Raw genomic sequence first — 22,211 nt, 5'->3', positions numbered from 1 at the left:
GTGCGGTGGGCTGAGATGAGCTGAAGTCCGAGCCGATGGCGGGCGGTGCTGCGGGAAAACCGGTGGGGATCGGGGCGTACCACGGCAATACTCGGACGGGTGTTCCTGACGATATCCACCACCGGCAGCACCGACCGCCCCGCGACCGACCTCGGGTTTCTGTTGCACAAGCACCCTGACAAGGTGCAGCAGTTCTCGACGTCGCACGGCACCGCGCACATCCTCTATCCCGAGGCCGACGCTCAGCGGTGCACGGCCGCGCTGCTGTTGGAGGTCGATCCCATCGCCCTGGTGCGCCGGGGCCGCGGGAAGGGCCGGGGCGGCGCTCCGGATTCGGCGCTGGCGCAGTACGTCAACGACCGGCCGTACGCCGCGTCGTCACTGCTGGCGGTGGCGCTGAGGAGCGTGTTCGCCAGCGCGATGAAGGGGCAGTGCACGGCGCGGCCCGAACTGGCGACCCGGACGATGCCGCTGCGGATCGAGGTGCCGGTGCTGCCCGCGCGGGGCGGCGCGGCGCTGGTGCGCAAGCTGTTCGAGCCGCTGGGCTGGACGGTGCTCGCCGAGCCGCTCCCGCTGGACGAGACGTTCCCGGAGTGGGGGGATTCGCGCTACGTACGGCTCGTCCTGGAAGGGGAGTGCCGTCTCGCCGAGGCGTTGCGGCATCTGTATGTGCTGCTGCCGGTACTGGACGACGCCAAGCACTACTGGGTCGCCCCGGACGAGGTCGACAAGCTGCTGCGGGCCGGCGAGGGCTGGCTGGAGGACCACCCGGAGCAGCGGGTGATCGTCGGCCGCTATCTCGCGCGGCAGTGGTCGCTCACGCGCCGGGCCATGGAACGGCTGGAGTTGGAGCGGCTGGCCGAGTCGGACGACGCGGCCGCCGAGGAGCTCGACAACGCGGTGGACGAGGAGGCGGACACCGAGGAGAAGCCGGTGCCGCTCGCCGTCCAGCGGCGGGAGGCGATCCTCGGCGTGCTGCGCTCGGCCGGGGCGGCGCGGGTGCTCGACCTGGGCTGCGGGCAGGGCCAGCTGGTCGGCGCGCTGCTGAAGGAAGTGCAGTTCACCGAGATCGTCGCGGTGGATGTGTCGATGCGTGCGCTGCACGAGGCGCGGCGCCGGCTGCGGCTGGACCGGATGTCCGAGCGGCAGTCGGAGCGCGTACGCCTCATGCAGGGGTCGCTGGCGTACACCGACAGCAGGCTGAAGGGGTATGACGCGGCGGTGCTCAGCGAGGTCGTCGAGCATGTCGATCCGCCGAGGCTGCCGGCGCTGGAGTATGCGGTGTTCGGGTCGGCCAGGCCGCGGACCGTCGTGGTGACGACGCCGAACGTCGAGTACAACGTGCGCTGGGAGTCGCTGCCGGCCGGCCAGGTGCGGCATGCGGATCACCGTTTCGAGTGGACGCGGGAGGAGTTCCGGCGCTGGGCCCGGGAGGTCGCCGGGCGGCACGGCTACGAGGTGAGCTTCGCCCCGGTGGGACCGGACGATCCCGAGGTCGGCCCGCCCACCCAGCTGGCGCACTTCCGTATGACGGACAAGGGCGGGGGCCGGGGCGAAGGCCGCAGTCATCGCGGAGGCGGCAGGCCCCGTGAACGCGGCGGTCATGGTGAGGACGGCAACCGCCGTGTGGGCGGCGGCAATTCGACGACCGGGAAGGAGGTCACGGCATGACGGATGACGGCCGTACGGAGTACGGGGACGAGAGCCGGCACGGGGACGAGAGCCGGCACGGGGACGAGAGCCGGCACGGGGACGAGAGCCGGCACGGGGACGAGAGCCGGCACGGGGGCGAAAGCCCGCAAGAGAGCGAGAGCCGGCAGGGGCGGGAAGGCCGGCCGGAGGACAGCACTCAGCAGGAGCGTGTGCCCGGGCCGCGGCCCCGGCTCCGGCCTGAGCCGCAGTCTCGGCCCGGGCCCGATCCCGAGCCCCGGCCGCAGCCCCACCCCCGGCCCGAACCGCAGTCCCAGCCCGGTTCGCAGGACCAGCCCCAGCCGCAGCCCGCGCCGGCGCGGCGCACCCTTGCCGTGCCCGACCTCTCGCTGGTGGTGCTGATCGGGGCCACCGGATCCGGCAAGTCCACCTTCGCCGCCCGGCACTTCCGGCCGACCGAGGTGCTCTCCTCCGACGTCTGCCGGGGGCTGGTCAGCGATGACGAGAACGACCAGAGCGCCAGCGGCGACGCGTTCGAAGTGCTGCACTTCATCGCGGCCAAGCGGCTGGCCGCCGGGCGGCTGACGGTCGTGGACGCGACCAATGTGCAGGCCGAGGCGCGAGCCCAGCTGGTGCGGCTGGCCCGCGAGCACGATGTGCTCCCCGTGGCGATCGTCCTGGACGTGCCCGAGCAGGTCTGCGCAGCCCGTAACGCGGCGCGCGCCGACCGGGCCGGGCTGCCCCGCCGGGTGATCCAGCGCCACCAGCGCGAACTGCGCCGTTCCCTGCGGCACTTGGAGCGGGAGGGCTTCCGCAAGGTGCACCTCCTGCGAGGGGCGGAGGAGGCGGAGTCGGCAGAGGTCGTCACGGAGCGGCGCTTCAACGATCTGCGGCATCTCACCGGCCCGTTCGACATCATCGGCGACATCCACGGCTGCCGTTCCGAGCTGGAGACCCTGCTCGGCAGGCTGGGCTATGCGCTGGTGCGCGACGAGCTCGGCCGGCCGGTGGACGCCGCGCACCCCGAGGGCCGTACCGCGGTCTTCGTCGGCGACCTCGTCGACCGCGGGCCGGACAGCCCCGGAGTGCTGCGGCTGGTGATGGGCATGGTCGGGGCCGGGCATGCGCTGTGCGTGCCGGGCAACCACGAGAACAAGCTCGGCCGCTACCTCCAGGGCCGCAAGGTCCAGCACACCCATGGGCTCGCCGAGACCGTCGAGCAGCTGGAGAAGGAGGACGCCGCCTTCCGTGCGGAGGCCGGGGCGTTCATCCGCGGCCTGGTCAGCCACTACGTCCTGGACGGCGGCGGACTCGTGGTCTGCCACGCCGGGTTGCCGGAGAAGTACCACGGCCGGACGTCCGGCAGGGTGCGGTCCTTCGCGCTGTACGGCGACACGACCGGCGAGACCGACGAGTTCGGCCTGCCGGTGCGCTACCCGTGGGCCGAGGACTACCGCGGCCGTGCCGCCGTCGTCTACGGCCACACCCCCACCCCGCGCGCCAACTGGCTCAACAACACCCTCTGCCTGGACACCGGCTGCGTCTTCGGCGGAGCGATGACCGCCCTGCGCTGGCCGGAGCGCGAGCTGGTGGACGTACCGGCGGAGCGGGTCTGGTACGAGCCCGCCAAACCGCTCGCCACGGAGGCACCCGGCGGCGCGGACGGTCGTCCGCTCGACCTGGACGATGTGGCCGGGCGGCGGATCGTGGAAACCCGCTACATGGGCCGGCTCGCGGTCAAGGAGGAGAACGCCGCGGCCGCACTGGAGGTGATGAGCCGCTTCGCGATCGACCCGCGGCTGCTGCCGTACCTCCCGCCGACGATGGCGCCCTGTGCGACCTCGGCGGAGGACGGCTACCTGGAGCACCCGGCGGAGGCGTTCGCCGGGTACCGGGCGGACGGTGTGCGGGAAGTGGTGTGCGAGGAGAAGCACATGGGGTCGCGTGCCGTGGTCCTGGTGTGCCGTGACGAGGCGGTGGCCGAGGAGCTCTCCCCTCGCCCTGACGGCGGGGGAGGTACCCCCTTCGGGGTGCCGAAGGGGGCGTCGGGCGCCCTGTACACCCGCACCGGCCGGCCGTTCTTCGACGACCCGGCGACGACCGAGCGGATCCTGCGGCGGGTGAGGGAGTGCGCCGAAGAGGCCGGTCTGTGGGCCGAGCTGGAGACCGACTGGCTGCTGCTGGACGCCGAGTTGATGCCGTGGTCGCTGAAGGCGACGGGGCTGTTGCGCCGGCAGTACGCGGCCGTGGGTGCGGCGGCCGGGGCGGCGTTCCCGGGTGTGCTCGGTGCGCTGGAGGCGGCGGCCGCCCGTGGGGTCGAGGTGTCGCCGCTGCTCGCCAGGCAGCGGGACCGGGCCGCGGACGCCGCCGCCTTCACGGCGGCGTACCGGCGCTACTGCTGGCGCGTGGGGGCGGCGGATGCCCCGCACGCGGCAGGTGCGTCGCGCACGGCGGGTGCCCCGTACGCGGCGGGCGCCCCGCACACCGCGGACGTCCCGCACACGCCAGATGCCCGGCATGCCGCGGACACCCGGGCCGCCCCCGCGGCATCGGAGCGGCCTGCCGGGCCCGGCGAACTGGACGGACCCGGTGAATGCGCCGGTCCCGGTGAACCGGACGGGCTCGGCGACCTGGACGGGCTCGGCGACCTGGACGGGGTCCGGCTCGCGCCGTTCCAGATTCTCGCGGTGCAGGGCCGCAGCCTCGCCGGGCTGGCGCACACCGACCAGCTGGCCCTGATCGACCGGCTCATCGCGGCGGAGGGCGCGGTGATGACGGCCCGGGGCGGCGCGGGGGACGGCGGCGGCCCGGGCCGGCCCGGCCTGCTCGCCACGACCCGGCGGATCGTCGTCGACACCGAGGACCCGTCGTCGGTCGCCGCGGGCACCGCCTGGTGGCTGGAGCTGACCGGCGACGGTGGCGAGGGCATGGTGGTCAAACCGGTCCGGGCGCTGATCCGGCAGGGCGACGGGCGGCTCGTCCAGCCGGGCGTCAAGTGCCGTGGCCGCGAGTACCTGCGGATCGTCTACGGACCGGAGTACACCCGCCCGGAGAACCTCGAACGCCTGCGGAGCCGGCATCTGGGCCACAAGCGCTCGCTGGCCCTGCGGGAGTACGCACTGGGCCTGGAGGCGCTGGACCGGCTGGCGGAGGGCGAACCGCTGTGGCGGGTCCACGAGGCGGTCTTCGCGGTGCTCGCGCTGGAGTCGGAGCCGGTGGACCCGCGGTTGTAGTGGGGCCGAAGTGGCGTACGGGCCGCGGGGGAGCAGTGCCCCCGGCCCGTCACGCCGCCGCCCCGGGCGACCCGACATCCCCCGACTCCCTCCGCCGAGCCGTCCGAGCGGCCAAGATGGGTGGATGGGATTCCAAGTCGACTCCGAGGCCGGGCGGCTGCGCCGGGTCATCCTGCACCGCCCCGATCTGGAGCTGAAGCGGCTCACGCCCTCGAACAAGGACGCGTTGCTCTTCGACGACGTGCTGTGGGTGCGCCGGGCGCGGGCCGAGCACGACGGGTTCGCGGATGTGCTCCGCGACCGGGGGGTGGAGGTGCATCTCTTCGGGGACCTGCTGGCCGAGAGCCTGCAGATCCCCGCAGCGCGGAAGCTGATCCTCGACCGGGTCTTCGACGAGAAGGAATACGGTCCGCTGGCGACCGACCACCTGCGGTCGGCCTTCGACGAGCTGCCGGTGCCGGAGCTGGTGGAAGCGCTGGTCGGCGGCATGACCAAGCGTGAGTTCCTGGAGCGGCATGCCGAACCGACCTCGGTCCGCTTCCATGTGATGGATCTCGACGACTTCCTGCTGGGCCCGCTGCCCAACCACCTCTTCACCCGTGACACCTCCGCCTGGGTCTACGACGGCGTCTCGATCAACTCGATGCGCTGGCCCGCCCGGCAGCGCGAGACCGTGCACTACGAGGCGATCTACCGCCACCACCCGCTCTTCCGCGACCAGGACTTCCACGTCTGGTCCGAGGGGCAGGCGGACTTCCCCTCGACCATCGAGGGCGGCGACGTCCTGGTGATGGGCAGCGGTGCGGTGCTGATCGGGATGAGCGAACGGACCACGCCGCAGGCCGTGGAGCTGCTGGCGCGGGGGCTGTTCGCGGCGGGGTCCGCACGCACGATCGTGGCGCTCGACATGCCCAAGCGCCGGGCCTTCATGCACCTCGACACCGTCATGACCATGATCGACGGGGATACCTTCACCCAGTACGAGGGGCTGGGGATGCTCCGCTCGTACACCATCGAGCCGGGCTCGGGCGACCAGGACCTCAAGGTCACCGACCACCCGCCGGAGCATATGCACCGCGCCATAGCGGCCGCGCTGGGCCTGTCCGACATCCGGGTGCTGACCGCGACCCAGGACGTGCACTCGGCCGAGCGTGAGCAGTGGGACGACGGCTGCAATGTGCTGGCGGTGGAGCCGGGGGTGGTGGTGGCGTACGAGCGCAATGTCACCACGAACACCTTCCTCCGCAAACGCGGCATCGAGGTGATCACCATTCCGGGGAGTGAGCTGGGGCGCGGACGCGGTGGGCCGCGCTGTATGAGCTGCCCGGTGGCGAGGGACGCGGTACCCGGGGCAGCCTGAGCGTGACCCCGGATCCGTCCGGGGCGTGACGGGGTAACCCTTCCCGGGACGGGACCCGGTTCCGTCCAGGGGAGCGGGGCCTGGTTCCGTCTACGGGGGCCGGGTCCGGTTCGTGCAGGGCACGCCGGCCTGGTTCCGTCCAGGGGAGGCGCCGGCCGTGCGGGACCGGTGGCTCCGTATAGAGATACGGGAGTACGTATACACTTCCGGAGTCTGAGTCCGTCCCGACTGCCGCGAACCAGGAGCCCACCCCATGGCGATAGACCTCACGGGCCGCCACTTCCTCAAGGAGCTGGACTTCAGCGCCGAGGAATTCCGCCGACTGATCGACCTGGCGGCCGAGCTCAAAGCGGCCAAGCGCGCCGGCACCGAGGTCCCCCGTCTCCGGGGCAGGAACATCGCCCTGATCTTCGAGAAGACCTCGACCCGGACCCGCTGCTCCTTCGAGGTCGCGGCCGCGGACCAGGGCGCCTCGACCACGTACCTGGACCCGTCCGGCTCGCAGATCGGGCACAAGGAGTCGGTGAAGGACACCGCCCGGGTCCTCGGCCGGATGTTCGACGGCATCGAGTTCCGCGGGAGCCGGCAGTCCGACGTGGAGGAGCTGGCGGCCCACGCCGGAGTACCCGTCTTCAACGGGCTGACCGACGACTGGCACCCGACCCAGATGCTCGCGGACGTGCTGACCATGGTCGAGCACGGCGGGGGCCGCCCGCTGACCGAGACCGCCTTCGCCTACCTCGGCGACGCCCGCAACAACATGGGCAACTCCTACCTCGTCACCGGCGCCCTGCTCGGCATGGACGTACGGATCGTCGCGCCCCGGCGGCTCTGGCCCGAGGAGGCGGTGGTCGCGCAGGCGACGTCGCTCGCCGAGACCAGCGGCGCCCGGATCACCCTCACCGAGGACCTCGTCGAGGGCGTGCGCGGCGCGGACTTCGTGACGACCGACGTCTGGGTCTCCATGGGGGAGCCCAAGGAGGTGTGGGACGAGCGGATCGCGCTGCTCGCCCCGTACGCGGTCACGATGGACGTGCTGCGCGCGACCGGCAAGCCGGAGGTGAAGTTCCTGCACTGCCTGCCCGCGTACCACGACCTCGGCACCGCGGTCGGCCGGGAGATCCACGCCCGGCACGGGCTGTCGTCGCTGGAGGTCACCGACGAGGTCTTCGAGTCCGCGCACTCGGTCGTCTTCGACGAGGCGGAGAACCGGATGCACACGATCAAGGCCGTGCTGGTCGCGACGCTCGCCCGGTAGGCTCCGGCCGTCGGCCTCAGCGGCCGGGCGAACGCCGCCGCTCGGGAAGCGTGAACCAGACCGCCTTGCCGCGCGGCGTGGGCCGGCAGCCGGAGGCACGACTGAGGGACCGCACCAGCAGCAGTCCACGGCAGTGGTCGTGGCTCCGGTCGGGGGCTCGGTGAGGATCTTGGTCGGGGGCTGGGGCGGGGCCTTGGTCGGGGCCTTGGCTGGGGTGCGGGTCCGGGGCGGGGGCTGGGGTGGGGCCTTGGTCGCGGTCGTCGTCGTCCAGCCCGTCGCTCCCGTTGCCGTCGTGTTCCTTGTCCTGCTCGCCGTCGTCCGTTCCGTTACCGGGCCCGGCTCGTCCGCCGTACTCCCTGCGCTGCGTCGGGAGGCGGCCGTCGCCGGTGGAGCGACCGCCTGCCGGTCCGCCCTCCGAACCGCGTCCCTCCGCCGCGTCGTCCCCGGAGCCCTTAGCCTCCGCCGCGTCGTCCCCGGAGCCCTTAGCCTCCGCCGGGCCGTCCTCGGAGCCGCGGCCGTCCCCCGCCCCCGAGCCGCGCCCCTCCGCCGTACGGCAGGGCGCGGAACCAGGTCCGGGACCGGTCGGCGCCTCCGCCGGTGCCGGTGTCCCGGGGGCCGGCGTGGAAGGCGGGCTGCCGAGCCCCTGGACGAGGTAGGAGTCGCCGTCGTGGACCTCGATCCGGCAGCCGGCCGGGTGCAGCTCCACCACCAGCTCGATGGGGTCGGCGTCGCGGGTGTGCCGGAGGGCGTTGGTGACCAGCTCGGCGGTCAGCAGCTGGGCGGTCGTGCGGTCGGCCGTGGCCCGGAGGTCCTGCATCGCGGTTCTGACCATCGCACGGGCGATGGGGACGGCGGTGGGGCTGCGCGGGAGGGTGATGCGCCAGGTCGGGGTGGCGGGCGGTTCCAGCATGCCTGTGCGTTCCGTTCACAGAAGACCAGGTCGGATACCTGAGGCGGCGGGATACGTACACGGTAGGAAGCACGGGACCGGTTGAATCAGGGGCGTGCGGCCAGGATGGGCAAGACCTAGGTCATACGACGGCCGGGACCTTCGACCCGCCCGCGCCCGCGCCCGCGCCCGCGCCCTCGCGCCGCGCCACCTCGGCCCGCGCCCCTCGGTCCGCATTCCCGGCCCCCGCTCGCCCGGCCCCCGCCCGCTCGGCCCACGCCCCCTCGATCCGCGTTCCCGGCTCCCGCGCCCTCGGCCCGTGTTCCCGGCCCCCGCCCCCCACCACGCCGCTATCGCGTCCTCGTGACGACGGTCATGAATCGGTGATAACTTCGGCAGGGCATCCGGAACACCATCCACCCGGCCGGTCGGCCAAAGGGGGCAGGCAGCCCGATGAGCCCGTTCGCAGGATCAGCCCGCAGCACAGACGCCTGGCAACACCTCCGCGTGACCAGGAAGGACGGGATCGTCACCGTCACGCTGGCGCGCCCGGACAAACTCAATGCGCTCACCTTCGAGGCCTACGCCGACCTCCGTGACCTGCTCGCGGAACTCTCCCGGGAGCGCTCGGTGCGGGCCCTGGTGCTCGCGGGGGAGGGGCGCGGCTTCTGCTCCGGCGGGGATGTCGAGGAGATCATCGGCGCCACCCTGGACATGGACACCGGGCAGCTCCTGGACTTCAACCGGATGACCGGGCAGGTCGTCAGGGCGGTGCGGGAGTGCCCGTTCCCGGTGATCGCAGCGGTGCACGGGGTCGCCGCCGGAGCGGGCGCGGTGCTCGCGCTGGCCGCGGACTTCCGCGTCGCCGACCCGTCGGCCCGCTTCGCCTTCCTGTTCACCAAGGTCGGCCTCTCCGGCGGTGACATGGGCGCGGCCTACCTGCTGCCGCGGGTGATCGGCCTCGGCCACGCCACCCGGCTGCTGATGCTCGGCGACGCCGTACGGGCGCCGGAGGCCGAACGGCTCGGTCTGATCAGCGAGCTGGCCGACGAGGGCCGGGCCGACGAGGCGGCCGCGGCGCTCGCCCGACGGCTCGCCGAGGGGCCCGCGCTGGCGCACGCCCAGACCAAGGCGCTGCTCACCGCGGAGCTCGACATGCCGCTGGCCGCCGCCGTCGAGATGGACGCCGCCACCCAGGCGCTGCTGATGAACAGCGCCGACTACGCCGAGTTCCACGCCGCTTTCACCGAGAAGCGGACGCCCAAGTGGCAGGGGAAATAACCATGCGGGTCGCCGTCATCGGCGGGGGACCGGGCGGGCTGTACGCCGCGGTCCTCCTCAAGCGCCTCGACCCCACCCGCGAGATCACCGTCTGGGAGCGCAATGCGCCCGACGACACCTTCGGCTTCGGTGTGGTGCTCTCCGACGAGACCCTCGGCGGTATCGAGCACGCCGACCCGGAGGTCTACCGCGCCCTCCAGGCGGAGTTCGTCCGCTGGGACGACATCGACATCGTGCACCGCGGCCGCACCCTGACCTCCGGCGGCCACGGCTTCGCGGCGCTGGGGCGGCGCCGGCTGCTGGCCGTGCTCCACCGGCGCTGCCGCGAGCTCGGCGTCGACCTGCGCTTTCGTACCGAGGCCCCGCCTGCCGCCGAACTGGCGCGCGGGTACGACCTGGTGATCGCCGCCGACGGGGTGCACAGCGCGACCCGCGCCGCCCATGCCGACGCCTTCCGCCCGCGGCTGACCACCCACCGCTGCCGCTACATCTGGCTCGCCGCGGACTTCGCCTTCGACGCCTTCCGCTTCGAGATCGCCGAGACCGAGCACGGGGTCGTACAGCTCCACGCCTACCCCTTCGCCGGCCCGTCGCCCGCCCCGCACCCCGGGGCGCGCTCCACCGGGGCGCCCGCCACCGCGGCGCCCTCCTCGGGCACGGACGACGGCGCGCTCGGGGCCAGCACGGTCATCGTCGAGATGCGCGAGGAGGTCTGGCGGGCGGCCGGACTCGACCGCTGCGACGAGCGCGAGTCGGCGGAGTGGTGCGCCAAGGTCTTCACCGACGCGCTGCGCGGACGGTCGCTGCGCTCCAACAACTCCAGCTGGATCGCCTTCCGCACGGTCGTCAACGACCGCTGGTCGCACGGCAACACGGTGCTGCTCGGCGACGCCGCGCACACCGCGCACTTCTCCATCGGCTCCGGCACCAAGCTCGCCGTCGAGGACGCGCTCGCGCTGGCGGCCTGCCTCGAAGAGCAGCCCGACACCGCCCAAGCCCTGGCCGCGTACGAGGAGGAGCGCCGTCCGGTCGTCGCCTCCACCCAGCGCGCCGCCCGCGCCAGCCTCGCCTGGTTCGAGGAGCTGGGCACCTACCTGGACCAGCCGCCCCACCAGTTCGCCTTCAACCTCCTCACCCGCAGCCGCCGCGTCACCCACGACAACCTGCGGCTGCGCGATGCCGGATTCGTCGCCGCCGTCGAGCACGAGGCGGGCACCCCGGCGGCCACGCCCCCCATGTTCACGCCGTTCCGGCTGGGGGAGCTGACGCTGCGCAACCGGGTCGTGGTCTCCCCGATGGACATGTACTCCGCCGCGGACGGCGACGGCACACCGGGCGACTTCCACCTCGTCCACCTCGGCGCCCGCGCGCTGGGCGGCGCCGGGCTGGTGATGACGGAGATGGTGTGCGTCAGCCCCGAGGGCCGGATCACCCCGGGCTGTACGGGGCTCTACGCGCCGGAGCACGAGACGGCCTGGCGCCGGGTCACCGACTTCGTCCACACCTCCGCCCCCGGCACCGCCATCGGCGTCCAGCTCGGCCACTCCGGCCGCAAGGGCTCGACCCGGCTGATGTGGGACGGCATCGACCAGCCGCTCCAGGACGGCAACTGGCCGGTCGTGGCCCCCTCCGCACTCCCCTACCGCGCCGGCGTCAACCAGGTCCCGCATGCGCTGACCCGGGCCGAACTGGACACCGTACGCGAGCAGTTCGTCCGCTCCGCCGAGTCCGCCGCCCGCGCGGGCTTCGACCTCCTCGAACTCCACTGCGCCCACGGCTACCTGCTCTCCGGCTTCCTCTCGCCGCTCACCAACCACCGCACCGACGCCTACGGCGGCGATCTCACCGCCCGGCTGCGGTTCCCGCTGGAGGTCTTCGACGCGGTCCGCGCCGTGTGGCCGGCCGGGCGCCCGATGACGGTCCGGATCTCCGCGACCGACTGGGCGGAGGGCGGTACCACCGCGGACGACGCGGTCGCCATCGCGCGGGCCTTCGCCGAGCACGGCGCCGATGCCATCGATGTGTCCACCGGGCAGGTCGTCCCCGACGAACGCCCCGACTACGGCCGCTCGTACCAGACCCCGTTCGCCGACCGCATCCGCAACACCCTCGGCGTGCCGGTCATCGCGGTCGGCGCCATCTCCTCCTGGGACGACGTCAACTCCCTGGTGCTGGCGGGGCGCGCGGACCTGTGCGCACTGGCCAGACCGCACCTGTACGACCCGCACTGGACGCTGCACGCCGCCGCGGAACAGGGGTACGCGGGCCCCGGCGCTCCCTGGCCGCTGCCCTACCAGGCGGGTAGCCGCACTCCGCCGACCGGACGCACCGATGCGCCGAAGCCCCGCCTCACGCTGCGGTGACGGGGAGGCACGGGCAGCGTGAGGCGGGGCCGTTGCGGGGGCCGTCCGGCAGGCGGGGCGGGACGGCCAAGCGCTCCGCCGGGGGCGGAACCGTGCATGAGGCGGCGGTCCGGGCGTCCGTGGTGCGGGTCCGGTGCGGCGGCCGGCCGGTCGGGGAGCCGACGGGCGGGGGAGGGGCGAGGTGGCCGGTGACGGGGCCGGTCAGGAGGTCGGAACGCAGGCGATCTGCGCCGTGACCACCGGATTGCCGTGCTGCTCGACGGTGACCTCGACCTGTCGGCGGTCGCCGTCGGTACGGCCCGAGGTCCGCGCCTGCACCCAGGACGGCGCGTCGAATTCGGCGTAGCGCTCGAAGGAGCAGTCCATCGACGCCGGCACGGTGAAACCGGGCGTCGTCGCCTGGGCGGCCTGCCGGGCGGCCTCGACCATCAGCATGCCGGGGGTGTGATCCACGGGGTGGTCGAAGAGCACCGGGTGCGAGGTGTCCACCCGCAGCTGCCAGCGGTCGGCGCGGTCGGTGGGGGAGAGCACCACATCGCGGTCGCGCTCGCGGGCGACCAACTGCGGGGCGACGGCCTCGGGCAGCGGCACCTTCCGGGAGTTGGCGAGGACCACATCGCCGTAGTCGCCGCGCAGCCTGCGGTAGACGCCCGGGCTGTGACAGGAGTAGACGAGCGTCGCGGACGCCAGGTCGGCGCCGTCGCACAGGATCCGGAACTCCTGCCGGATGCTGACCAGCCGGGTCCCGCGGCGGACCGTGTCGTGGTCGGTGACGTGCAGGACGACCTCGGCCGGCCGGTCCGCGGCGCGCAGCGCCTGCGGCGCGAGGTCGTAGCGGACCCGCTGCCAGATGATCGGGTGGTCGAGCGGCACACCGTGCGCGACATGGCTGAGTAATATCCCGGCCTGCCGGATGGTCTCTATCACCAGTATCGGGTCGTGCAGCCCGTGGAGGGGACCGTAGAAGCTGTGGGCGCGCGGCCACTGGGCGCTGACCACCCAGCCGTCGTCGCCACGACGCCAGTTGGTCAGGAAGACCTCGGACAGCGCGACGCGGTGGACGTACTCGCGCGGCACGGTCGTGGTGAGCTCGGACGGTCGGTGCGTGTCGGCGAACCCGCCTCCGAGGTCGTGGCGCTCAGCGCGCGAGTACGGCGTGAGCGTGGCGCCGGTCATAGGTTCTTCCTTTCCGTGGTGCGGCTCCCGGTGCCCTTGCGGGTCGAGCCTTGAGTGCGGGGCGAGCCTTGCTGATGGACCCATAAAAATACGGTCCATGTGGTTTGTTTTGCGCTCCTGGGCGGGCCAGGGCCCTGCCGGGGAAGGGGTCAGACCGACATCTTCACGGCGCGGCCCTGCGGGTCCAGATGGCCCAGCGCGCCGGGCGCCGCGAGCCCCGGAAGCGTGTGCTTCCACAGGGTCGTGACGCGCTCCGGGAGGTCGGCACGGTTGGTCGCGGCCCGCGAGAACAACTGCACTCCCATGTAGGCGGCGACGAAGAACTCGGCAGCCCGCTCCGGTGCCACGCCGGCCAGCAGCTCGCCGTTGTCCCGGGCCTCGGTGAACATCGTGGTGATGATGTCGGTCCAGGCCTGGTACGGCACGAGCGGGTCCTCACTGAACGTCGTCTCGACCGCGATCCGGGTGCCGGCCTGCAGCAACGGGTCGCTGCGCAGAGCCAGCGCCACCTGGTGGGTGAAGTCGATGGCGTCCTGCAGCCGGGACTCGCTGACTTGGGGAAGGAACGGATCCGTCTGCTCCGTTATCACCGCGCGAGCCAGCGCGTCCTTGGACGTGAAGTGGAAGTACACGGCTCCCTTGGTGACCCCCGCGCGCTGGATGATCTCGGCCATCGTGGCGGCCTGGTACCCGCGGGTGCCGATGACATGAGCCGCTGCTTCGAGGACGGCGCGTCGGGTGCGCACTGCGCGTTCCTGCTTGACCACCGATCATCCTCCGTATGCTCTCTTGGAGTTGTTGTGCCTGAGTGCGACCCGCCGCACGTGGCCGCGCAGTCTATTTCCGCATCATAAAGAAGCCAACCATGCGGTATTGAATTCTGCGGACCCCGGCGGAGAGCCCGATCGGCACGATCCGGCGCCGTGAAACGGTACGGCGCCGGCGAGCACTACGAGCGCGAGGAGCAGTCCGATGCCCCCCACCGTCGTCCCCGCCATACCCGCCCTCCACCGTGAAGTCCGGCTCGCCCACCGGGGCGATGGTGAACTGACGGAAGGTCATTTCACCATCGCCGAGGTACCGGTGCCGGAACCGGGTCCGGGACAGGTGCTGGTGCGTACCCGTGTGATGGCGGTGACCGCGGCGATGCGGACGCAGATGGCCGGAATGCGCCTGCCAATGGCCTCATTTGCGCCGGGCGAGGCGCTGTGGGGCTCCGCGGTCGGCGAGGTGGTGGCGGCTCCGGACGGTGGCTTCACACCCGGCGAACTGGTCCATCACCCCTACGGCTGGCGCGAGTTCGCGGCCGTCGAGGAGGCGCGCATACGACGGCTGGACCCGGCGGAGCTGCCGAGCCCCGCCGCACACCTGTCGCAGGGGGCGACGGCCTGGGGGGCGCTGCGCCTGGCCGCCGAGATCCGACCGGGGGACACCGTTTTCGTCACCGGAGCGGCCGGCGGGGTGGGCAGCCTGGCCGGCCTGCTGGCGCGGCGGCTGGGCGCCGGCCGGGTCGTCGGCAGCACCGGCTCGGAGCGCAAGGCGGCCCGGCTGCGCGCCGAGTTGGGGTACGACGACACGATCGTGCGCGGCGCCGGGCCGATCGAACGCCAGCTGCGCCGGGCGGCGCCGGGCGGCGTCGACGTGCTGCTGGACACCGTGGGCGGCGAGCAGCTCACGGCGGCGCTCGCACTGGCCCGGCCCGATGCGCGGTTCGCGCTGGTCGGCGCGCTCTCCAGCCAGCTCGGCGGGAGCGGCGGCGTCAGCGGCGCCCCGGTGGAGCTGGACACGGCGCTGGTCATCACGCGCCGGGTGGTCCTGCGCGGCTTCGGCCTCCATGCGCACCCGGATCTGCCGCAGGAGTGGACCAAGGAGTTCGGGCAGGGCCTGCGGGAGGGCTCCCTGGTCTTCCCGCACGCCCTGCTGAAGGGCATCGAGCAGGCGCCGCGGGCGCTGTGCGAACTCACGCAGGGGCGTCATATCGGGGCCGTACTGGTCGAGTTGTGAGGCCGCGCCCCTAGGAGGCGTCGGGGAGGCCGTGCGGGCCGGTCCGGTCAGCCCGCCGCCGGGAGCTGCGCAGGCGCCGGGACGCCGAGGGCACAGACCTGTCCCGCCGCGGCCGGCAGCAGCTCCCAGAGTCCGACGACGGCCTCCCTGTCCCACCACGTCCGGTCCTCGCTGCCCAGATGGAGCAGGCCCACCACGAGCGAGGTCAACAGCTGGGCCGTGCGCCGCGGTTCGGTGTCCGAGGCGTGCGGCCCGGCCGGTCCGCCCGTCCCGCAGGTGACCGCCTTGTCGAGGAAGAGGGCGTACCAGCGCTGCTCCAGGGCGTAGATGCCGAGCCCCGGCGCGGTCTCCGGGCGCAGCCGCAGTCCGGCGCGCAGCACGGCGTCCGACTCGACCCGGTCGAACAGCTCCACGGTGAAGTTCCTGACGGCGCTCGCCAGTGGCTCCGGGGACCGGGTGAAGGCGTCCTCGATCTCCTTGAGGGTCGCGAGCGCGGCGTCGCGTACCGCGAGCGTGAGGTCGTCCTTGGACGTGAAGTGGAAGTAGAGAGCCCCCTTGCTCAGCCGGGCCCGTCGGCTGATCTCGACCATGCCCGCTGCGGGTACCCCCTTCTCCAGGAAGGTCTCTGCGGCCGAGCGGATGAGTGCCTGGCGGCTCTGGATGGCGCGATGCTGGGTGGGCACGGTGTCCGTCCCGTCTCTAGTACGGCTGCGAGCTCACTGCAGTCTACATAGAAAACCAACCATGCGGTTCTGTATGCTTGAAGGGATTGGCCGGAACTGGTACGCCCTGACGCGAAGACGGCGATCGGCCGCCGGAAGGGCCCCGGGGACTTTTGGAGCGCTCTCCCCCAGTTTCGCCCGCCGCAAGGGTGTTGTCGACCCGTCAGAAGCGACAAAGGTCCATTGACAAACAGCGCAGACGGTTTTTAAATCTCGGAAGGCGGTAAACGGGAAGGTCCCTTCCGTTGCAGCCGCCTTGACGGTCGCGTACCGCCCGGGACGGCCGTGCGCCATGGCGAGACCGCCTCTGCCCTCACCAGCCCTCGACCGCAGGCCGCGCAACCAGCCGAGCCGGCAACGTCACCCGAGCCCCTGCACCCCCATCGGAATCCGGAAAGGTCTCCACCCATGCGCGTAGCAACGGAAGTCGAACGTCCCGTGAGAGGTGTGCGGGGTGCCGGCGGCGAGACGATCAGGGCCGCCGTCTTCGATCTGGACGGCACCCTCGCCAACACGCTCCCCCCGATCAGCAAACTGCTGGTCAAGGTGGCCTCGGAGCAGGGGTGTTCGGTGACCGCCCGGCAGGCGGCGGCCGCCATCGGCAAGCCGCCCGGCCCGGCCTTCGGCCGGCTGCTGGGCAGGCCCGAGGACGACGGCCGGGTGCAGGCGGCCATCTCCCGCTACCGTGAACTGTTCGCCTACGAAGTCCTGTGCCAGGGACCGCAGCTGCTCTTCCCCGGCGTGACCGCGGGTCTGTCCGCGCTGCGCGCCCACGGCGTGGAGCTGGCCGTCGCCACGTCCAAGACCACCCGCAGCGCCGAGGCGCTGCTCGACGTCATGGGCATCCGCGACCTGGTCGGTCCGGTCATCGGCCAGGACATGGTCCGGCGGGGCAAGCCGCACCCGGAGATGGTGCTGCGGGCGGCGGGCAGGCTCGGCGTCGCGGCCTGGCAGAGCGCGTATGTGGGGGACACGGTGGGGGACATGAGGATGGCGGTCACCGCGCGCATGGAGCCGGTCGCGGTGACCTACGGCGTCGGCACGTTCGGCGAGCTCGCCGCGGTTGCCGGCACCCGGATGTGCAGCTCGTTCAAGGACGTGGTCTCCGTGATCGCCGCTGCCAGGCCGCGGTCCGGCGTCGCCGCGGTGGGGGCCCAGCAGCGCCGCCGCTGAGGCGGGCGCGGCCTAGGCCCCGCTCGTCACCTCGTGCGCGTAACGGGCCCCGGCGGTGTGCAGCGCGGTGTGCAGCCGGCCGAACACCTCGGCCGCGCGGCCTCCCGGCCAGTCCTCCGGCAGGAGGGGAGAGGGCAGTCCGGGATCCGCGTAGGGCAGCTGGCGCCAGGCGTCCAGCGCCAGGAGATAGTCGCGGTAGGCCGCTTCGGGGGGCACCGAGCGGCGCCGCGACCACCGTGCGAGGACGGGCTCCTGCTCGTCGAGGAAGGCGCGGTGCCGCGCGGCGAGGGCGTCCAGGTCCCACCAGCGCGCCACCGCGTCGGCCGTGGGGGCGAACCCGGCGTGGTCGCCGGTGAACAGGTCGACGTACGGGGCGAGTTGCAGCCGCTCCAGGGTGTGCCGGGTCTCCTCGTAGAGCTGTGCGGGGGCGATCCACACACCCGGCGCCGCGGTGCCGAAGCCGAGCCGCGCCAGCCGGGAGCGCAGCAGGTGCCGCTTGTGCCGCTCCTCCTCGGGGACGGAGAAGACGGCCAGTACCCAGCCGTCGGACAGCCGCGCGGCCGGGCGGCCGAAGATCCGCCGGTCGCCGTCCTCCAGGAGCTGGCGGGCCGCGTCGGACAGGCCGTACGCGGCCGCCCCCGTGGCCGTGCGCCCGGCGACCAGCAGCCCGCGCCGCTTGAGCCGGGAGACCGCGGAGCGCACCGACGGCGGGTCCACCCCGAGCGCACCGAGCAGCCGGATCAGGGCGGCGACCGGCACCGGCTCGGCGGTACCGCCCGCCGAGCCGGTCCCGTCGCGTCCGTAGGCGCCGTAGAACGTGACGATCAGGGACCGTGGGGTGCGCTGCGTTTGCTGGTCGTTCACCGGGTCACTCTAGATGGGGTCCCCGCAGGCGGAAGCGCTGCAGCTTCCCGGTCGGGGTGCGCGGCAGAGAGGTGTGGAAGACGATCTCACGCGGGCATTTGTAGGGCGCGATCCGGGTCTTGGTGAAGGCGCGGAGCGCGGCGACGGTGTCCTCTCCCGGGGAAACGCCGGGCCGCAGCACGACATGGGCGACCACCACCTGCCCGCGGTCCTCGTCGGCCCGTCCGACCACCGCCGCCTCGGACACGTCGGGATGCCGCAGCAGCGCGTCCTCCACCTCGGGGCCCGCGATGTTGTAGCCGGCCGAGATGATCATGTCGTCCGCGCGGGCCACATAGCGGAAGTAGCCGTCCGGTTCGCGGACATAGGCGTCGCCGGTGAGGTTCCACCCGTCGCGTACGTACTCCGTCTGCCGGGGGTCGGCGAGATAGCGGCAGCCGGTCGGTCCGCGGACGGCCAGCAGCCCCGGTTCGCCGTCCGGCAGCGGGGCGCCGTCCGCGCCCACCACCCGCGCCTCGAATCCGGGCACCGGCAGCCCCGTCGTACCGGGGCGGACCGCGCCGTCGGCGGCGGAGATGAAGATGTGCAGCAGTTCCGTGGCGCCGATGCCGTTGATGATCCGCAGGCCGGTCGCCTCGTGCCAGGACTGCCAGGTCGCGGCGGGCAGGTTCTCACCGGCCGACACGCACCGGCGCAGCGAGGAGACGTCGTGCCCGGGGAGCTTGGGCAGCATCGCGCGGTAGGCGGTCGGCGCGGTGAACAGCACCGAGATGCGGTGCGCCGCGATGTCGCCGAGCAACTGCTCCGGGCCGCCCCAGTCGGCGAGGTAGGTCGAGGCGCCGGCCCGCAGCGGGAAGATCACCAGCCCGCCGAGACCGAAGGTGAATCCGAGCGGCGGGCTGCCCGCGAACACGTCGTCCGGCTCCGGGCGCAGCACCTGCGCCGAGAAGGTGTCCGCGATGGCCAGCACATCACGGTGGAAGTGCATACAGCCCTTGGGGCGGCCGGTGGTGCCGGAGGTGAAGGCGATCAGCGCGACATCGTCGGCGGAGGTCTCCACGGCCGGGTACGGCGCGCCGCCGGGCGGGGCCAGCTGCCGCAGATCGCCCGGCCCGTCCCCGCCGAACGTGGTGATCCGCAGCCCCGGGATCTCGGCCTTGACGAGGTCGTCGACCGAGCGGACGTCGCACAGCGCATGGCGCACCTGCGCGATCCCCGCGATCGTGGCGAGCTCCTCCGGGCGCTGCGCGGCCAGCACGGTCACCGCGACCGCCCCTGCCTTCATCACGGCGAGCCAGCAGGCCGCCAGCCAGGGCGTGGTGGGCCCGCGCAGCAGGACGCGGTTGCCCGGCACCACCCCCAGCGGGCCGGTCAGCGCATGGGCGATCGCGTCGACCTGCGCCCGCAGTTCCCCGTACGTCCAGACCGGGCCGCTCGCGTCACGGACCGCGGGCCGGTCGGCGCCGAACCGCGCGATGGTGCCGTCCAGCAGCTCGGCGCCGCAGTTCAGCCGGTCGGGATAGCCCAGGTCGGTGAGGTGCGGCCACTGGTCGTGGGGCGGCAGGCGGTCGCGCGCGAAGGTGTCGGCGTGGGCCGAGGGCCGTAGCTCCATGGCGTATGCCCCCTAGGGCGTGATGTACGGATCATGGCGGGCTCGCGTGGGCGTGGCCGACGAGCGGCCGGGGGCGGGGCGGGCGGTGCGGTGACCGGTCGGGAGGGCGCGCGGGGCTGCTCGTGCGACGGGCCGGGTACTGCCGTTCGGATCCGCCGTCAGCGTAACGTGTTCGTGACGGCAGTCAACAGACCGCGATAGAGCACCGTTACCAGGGGAGCCGCTTCGTGACCGTATGCGTACTGGGGCCGGACGAGCAGGAATGGTGCGCCGAACTGCGCGCGCTGACGGCCGAACGGCTGAGCCCGCTGGCCGAGAAGGGGGCGGAGGGCCGGGTCAACCGCCCGCTGGTCGCCGCCCTCGGCGAACTCGGCCTGCTGCGCCGCCTGTTCCCCGACGGCGGCGCCCTGCGCGCCCTGGACCTGTGCCTGTTGCGGGAATCCCTCGCCCAGGAGTGCACGGAGGCGGAGACCGCACTGGCCCTCCAGGGCCTGGGGAGCTATCCGATCGTGCAGTCCGGGACCGAGGCCCAGCGCGCCCGCTGGCTGCCGGAGGTGGCCGCGGGGCGCGCGGTCGCGTCCTTCGCGCTCAGCGAGCCGGGCGCGGGCTCGGACGCCGCCGCGCTGTCCCTGGCCGCCGAACCGGACGGCCCGGACGGCTGGCGGCTCACCGGCGAGAAATGCTGGATCTCCAACGCCCCCGAGGCGGACTTCGCCACCGTCTTCGCCCGTACCAACGGCGGGGCGGGCGCGCGCGGCGTGACCGCCTTCCTCGTGCCCGCCGACCGGCCGGGCCTGACCGGCGCCCACCTGGACATGCTCAGCCCGCACCCCATCGGGACGCTGGAGTTCGACGGCACGCCCGTGACCAGGGCGGATGTCCTGGGTGAGGTGGACGGCGGCTTTGCCGTCGCGATGGCCACCCTGAACCTCTTCCGGCCGAGCGTCGGCGCCTTCGCGGTCGGCATGGCCCAGGCCGCACTGGACGCGGCGCTGACGCACGCCGGCGCGCGCACCGCGTTCGGCGGCCCCCTCAAGGACCTGCAGTCCGTCGGCCACCAGCTCGCCGAGATGGCCACCCGCGTCGAAGCGGCCCGCCTCCTGGTGTACGCGGCCGCCTCCGCGTACGACACCGGGGCCCCCGACATCGCCCGCCGCTCGGCGATGGCCAAGCTGCTCGCGACCGAGACCGCCCAGTACGTCGTCGACGCCGCCGTCCAGATCCACGGCGCCCGCGCACTCCAGCGAGGCCACCTGCTGGAACACCTCTACCGCGAGGTCCGCGCGCCCCGCATCTACGAAGGCGCCACGGAGGTACAGCGCTCGATCATCGCCAAGGAGCTGTACCGGGGGAGGTCCTGAGCGGGGGCGGTCCTGGGTGGACGCGGTCCTGGTGGCGGGGGTGGTTCTGGCGCCGGCGGCGGCCATCCCCGTGTACGGCGTGCTGCGCACGCACACCCATATCCATACGGGCGACCGATTGGCGATGCGTGCCCCGTACCCGGTACGCCGCGCTGTCTGCTGTCTGCTGTCTGCTGTCTGCTGTCTGCTGTCTGCTGTCTGCTGTCTGCTGTCTGCTGTCTGCCGTCTGCCGTCCGCCGTGCGCCGCTGGTCCTGACCAGCCGGGTCCGCGTCGGTTCGGCAAGCCGAGGGGCAGCCGCGACATCCCGGCCGACGGGCGGTGGCCGGTGCCGGATGGCACGCTGAGGCGAGAGGACCCGCGAAGGGAGTCGTCATGATCACTACTGACTTCGTCCCCGGCTCCCCGTGCTGGCTCGACCTCGGTTCCCCCGATGTCGAGGTCGCGGCGGCCTTCTGCCGGGCCGTGTTCGGCTGGCGGGCCGAACCGTACGGTGACCAGGGCGCGGGTGGATACACGCTCTTCCGGCTCGACGGCAAGGCCGTCGGCGCCGTCGGTCCGCTCCCCGGGGACGGCGCCCGCCCGGCCTGGACGCTCTACTTCCACACCCCCGACGCGGACGCGACCGCCGCGGCGGTGGAGCAGGCCGGCGGCGCGGTCCGCTCCGCCCCCACCCTGGTCGGTGCGGACGACGGCCGGTTCGCCCGGCTCACGGACCCGCAGGGCGCGGAGTTCGCCGTCTGGCAGCCGATGCGCTACCCGGGCGTCGAAGCCGCGGACGGCCCGGGAAACCTGTGCTGGACCGAGCTGTACACCACCGACGCGGCTGCCGCCCGGACCTTCTACCAGACGGTCTTCGGCTGGAGCACCCAGGACACGCCGCTCCCCGGCGGGGGCGGCATCTACACCCTGCTCACCCCTGCCGACTGCGGCGAGGAACGGATGCACGGCGGCCTCATGGAAGTCCCGGCCGACCTGCTCGGACCCGGCGGAAGGCCGTACTGGCACCCGGTGTTCGCCTCCCGGGACTGCGATGCCACCGTCGGCATGGTGACCGGCAACGGCGGCACCCTCTCCATGGGCCCGGAGACCGCCGAGGGCGTCGGCCGCCTCGCCGTCTGCACGGACCCGTTCGGCGCCGAATTCGTGGTACTCACGCCGGAGGGGACGCTCTGACGGCTCCATCTGGGGGCCGGGCGGCGGCACTTGCCTACGGTTGGGCGACCGGACGCCGCTCCCACGCGCCGCCGCACCCCGGCCGCCGAAA

Annotated in this window: 16 protein-coding genes; 10 read left to right on the top strand and 6 right to left on the bottom strand. The window is 73.1% G+C overall.

Translation table 11 applies throughout. The features are described 5' to 3' along the window. Positions 1–99 precede the first annotated feature (99 nt). The 4 genes from AB0411_RS03595 to argF all read left to right on the top strand — a co-directional run bounded on the left by AB0411_RS03595 (position 100) and on the right by argF (position 7,501). Complete coding sequence (locus AB0411_RS03595; protein WP_366415516.1) at positions 100–1,671, top strand: 3' terminal RNA ribose 2'-O-methyltransferase Hen1; 1,572 nt, start codon at positions 100–102, stop codon at positions 1,669–1,671. Continuing rightward, on the top strand, positions 1,668–4,883 hold the full coding sequence (locus AB0411_RS03590) for a polynucleotide kinase-phosphatase (RefSeq protein ID WP_366415515.1): 3,216 nt from the start codon (positions 1,668–1,670) through the stop codon (positions 4,881–4,883). Before AB0411_RS03595 ends, AB0411_RS03590 begins: the two co-directional genes overlap by 4 nt. 124 nt (positions 4,884–5,007) lie before the next feature. Then, the gene (locus AB0411_RS03585; protein WP_366415514.1) at positions 5,008–6,243 is read left to right on the top strand and encodes an arginine deiminase; all 1,236 of its coding nucleotides are present in this window, start codon (positions 5,008–5,010) and stop codon (positions 6,241–6,243) included. A 253-nt stretch (positions 6,244–6,496) separates the two neighbouring features. Continuing rightward, the gene (gene argF / locus AB0411_RS03580) at positions 6,497–7,501 is read left to right on the top strand and encodes an ornithine carbamoyltransferase (RefSeq protein WP_366415513.1); all 1,005 of its coding nucleotides are present in this window, start codon (positions 6,497–6,499) and stop codon (positions 7,499–7,501) included. 16 nt (positions 7,502–7,517) lie between these two features. On the opposite strand, the gene AB0411_RS38055 is transcribed toward argF, so the two are convergent. Then, positions 7,518–8,411 (bottom strand): hypothetical protein, encoded by an 894-nt coding sequence (locus tag AB0411_RS38055; RefSeq protein ID WP_437041227.1) that lies wholly within the window; start codon positions 8,409–8,411, stop codon positions 7,518–7,520. Positions 8,412–8,843: 432 nt separating this feature from the next. Here AB0411_RS38055 and AB0411_RS03565 point away from each other — a divergent pair, with 432 nt between their 5' ends. Both AB0411_RS03565 and AB0411_RS03560 read left to right on the top strand, forming a co-directional pair. Further along, positions 8,844–9,671: an enoyl-CoA hydratase family protein gene (locus tag AB0411_RS03565; RefSeq protein ID WP_366415512.1), complete on the top strand. Its 828-nt coding sequence runs from the start codon at positions 8,844–8,846 to the stop codon at positions 9,669–9,671. 2 nt (positions 9,672–9,673) lie between these two features. Then, positions 9,674–12,034, top strand: a complete 2,361-nt coding sequence (locus AB0411_RS03560) for an oxidoreductase (RefSeq protein ID WP_366415641.1) — start codon at positions 9,674–9,676, stop codon at positions 12,032–12,034. A gap of 201 nt (positions 12,035–12,235) precedes the next feature. On the opposite strand, the gene AB0411_RS03555 is transcribed toward AB0411_RS03560, so the two are convergent. Together AB0411_RS03555 and AB0411_RS03550 are read right to left on the bottom strand one after the other, a co-directional pair. Then, positions 12,236–13,210: a ScbA/BarX family gamma-butyrolactone biosynthesis protein gene (locus tag AB0411_RS03555; RefSeq protein WP_366415511.1), complete on the bottom strand. Its 975-nt coding sequence runs from the start codon at positions 13,208–13,210 to the stop codon at positions 12,236–12,238. Positions 13,211–13,359: 149 nt separating this feature from the next. Next, positions 13,360–13,956, bottom strand: coding sequence for a ScbR family autoregulator-binding transcription factor (locus AB0411_RS03550; RefSeq protein ID WP_366415510.1), 597 nt, complete (start codon positions 13,954–13,956; stop codon positions 13,360–13,362). Positions 13,957–14,182: 226 nt separating this feature from the next. On the opposite strand from AB0411_RS03550, the gene AB0411_RS03545 reads away from it, so the two are divergent. Beyond that, complete coding sequence (locus AB0411_RS03545; RefSeq protein ID WP_366415509.1) at positions 14,183–15,214, top strand: MDR family NADP-dependent oxidoreductase; 1,032 nt, start codon at positions 14,183–14,185, stop codon at positions 15,212–15,214. 47 nt (positions 15,215–15,261) lie between these two features. Here AB0411_RS03545 and AB0411_RS03540 read toward each other — a convergent pair whose 3' ends face one another. Continuing rightward, the gene (locus AB0411_RS03540) at positions 15,262–15,897 is read right to left on the bottom strand and encodes a TetR/AcrR family transcriptional regulator (RefSeq protein ID WP_366415508.1); all 636 of its coding nucleotides are present in this window, start codon (positions 15,895–15,897) and stop codon (positions 15,262–15,264) included. Positions 15,898–16,374: 477 nt separating this feature from the next. Here AB0411_RS03540 and AB0411_RS03535 point away from each other — a divergent pair, with 477 nt between their 5' ends. Next, entirely contained in the window at positions 16,375–17,109 is a 735-nt protein-coding gene (locus tag AB0411_RS03535; protein WP_366415507.1) for an HAD family hydrolase, read from the top strand. Positions 17,110–17,121: 12 nt separating this feature from the next. On the opposite strand, the gene AB0411_RS03530 is transcribed toward AB0411_RS03535, so the two are convergent. Together AB0411_RS03530 and AB0411_RS03525 are read right to left on the bottom strand one after the other, a co-directional pair. Further along, on the bottom strand, positions 17,122–17,973 hold the full coding sequence (locus tag AB0411_RS03530; protein ID WP_366415506.1) for a PaaX family transcriptional regulator: 852 nt from the start codon (positions 17,971–17,973) through the stop codon (positions 17,122–17,124). Positions 17,974–17,977: 4 nt separating this feature from the next. Then, positions 17,978–19,585, bottom strand: a complete 1,608-nt coding sequence (locus AB0411_RS03525) for an AMP-binding protein (protein ID WP_366415505.1) — start codon at positions 19,583–19,585, stop codon at positions 17,978–17,980. Between the two features lie 227 nt (positions 19,586–19,812). Here AB0411_RS03525 and AB0411_RS03520 point away from each other — a divergent pair, with 227 nt between their 5' ends. Both AB0411_RS03520 and AB0411_RS03515 read left to right on the top strand, forming a co-directional pair. Beyond that, on the top strand, positions 19,813–20,946 hold the full coding sequence (locus AB0411_RS03520) for an acyl-CoA dehydrogenase family protein (RefSeq protein WP_366415504.1): 1,134 nt from the start codon (positions 19,813–19,815) through the stop codon (positions 20,944–20,946). Between the two features lie 373 nt (positions 20,947–21,319). Continuing rightward, positions 21,320–22,120, top strand: a complete 801-nt coding sequence (locus AB0411_RS03515; RefSeq protein ID WP_366415503.1) for a VOC family protein — start codon at positions 21,320–21,322, stop codon at positions 22,118–22,120. Positions 22,121–22,211 lie beyond the last annotated feature (91 nt).

Origin of the sequence: Streptomyces angustmyceticus, from assembly GCF_040701845.1 — a bacterium.
Classification (GTDB): domain Bacteria; phylum Actinomycetota; class Actinomycetes; order Streptomycetales; family Streptomycetaceae; genus Streptomyces; species Streptomyces angustmyceticus_A.
The sequence above is the reverse complement of the archived record's forward strand: the minus strand, read 5'-3'. Positions and strand labels throughout refer to the sequence as shown.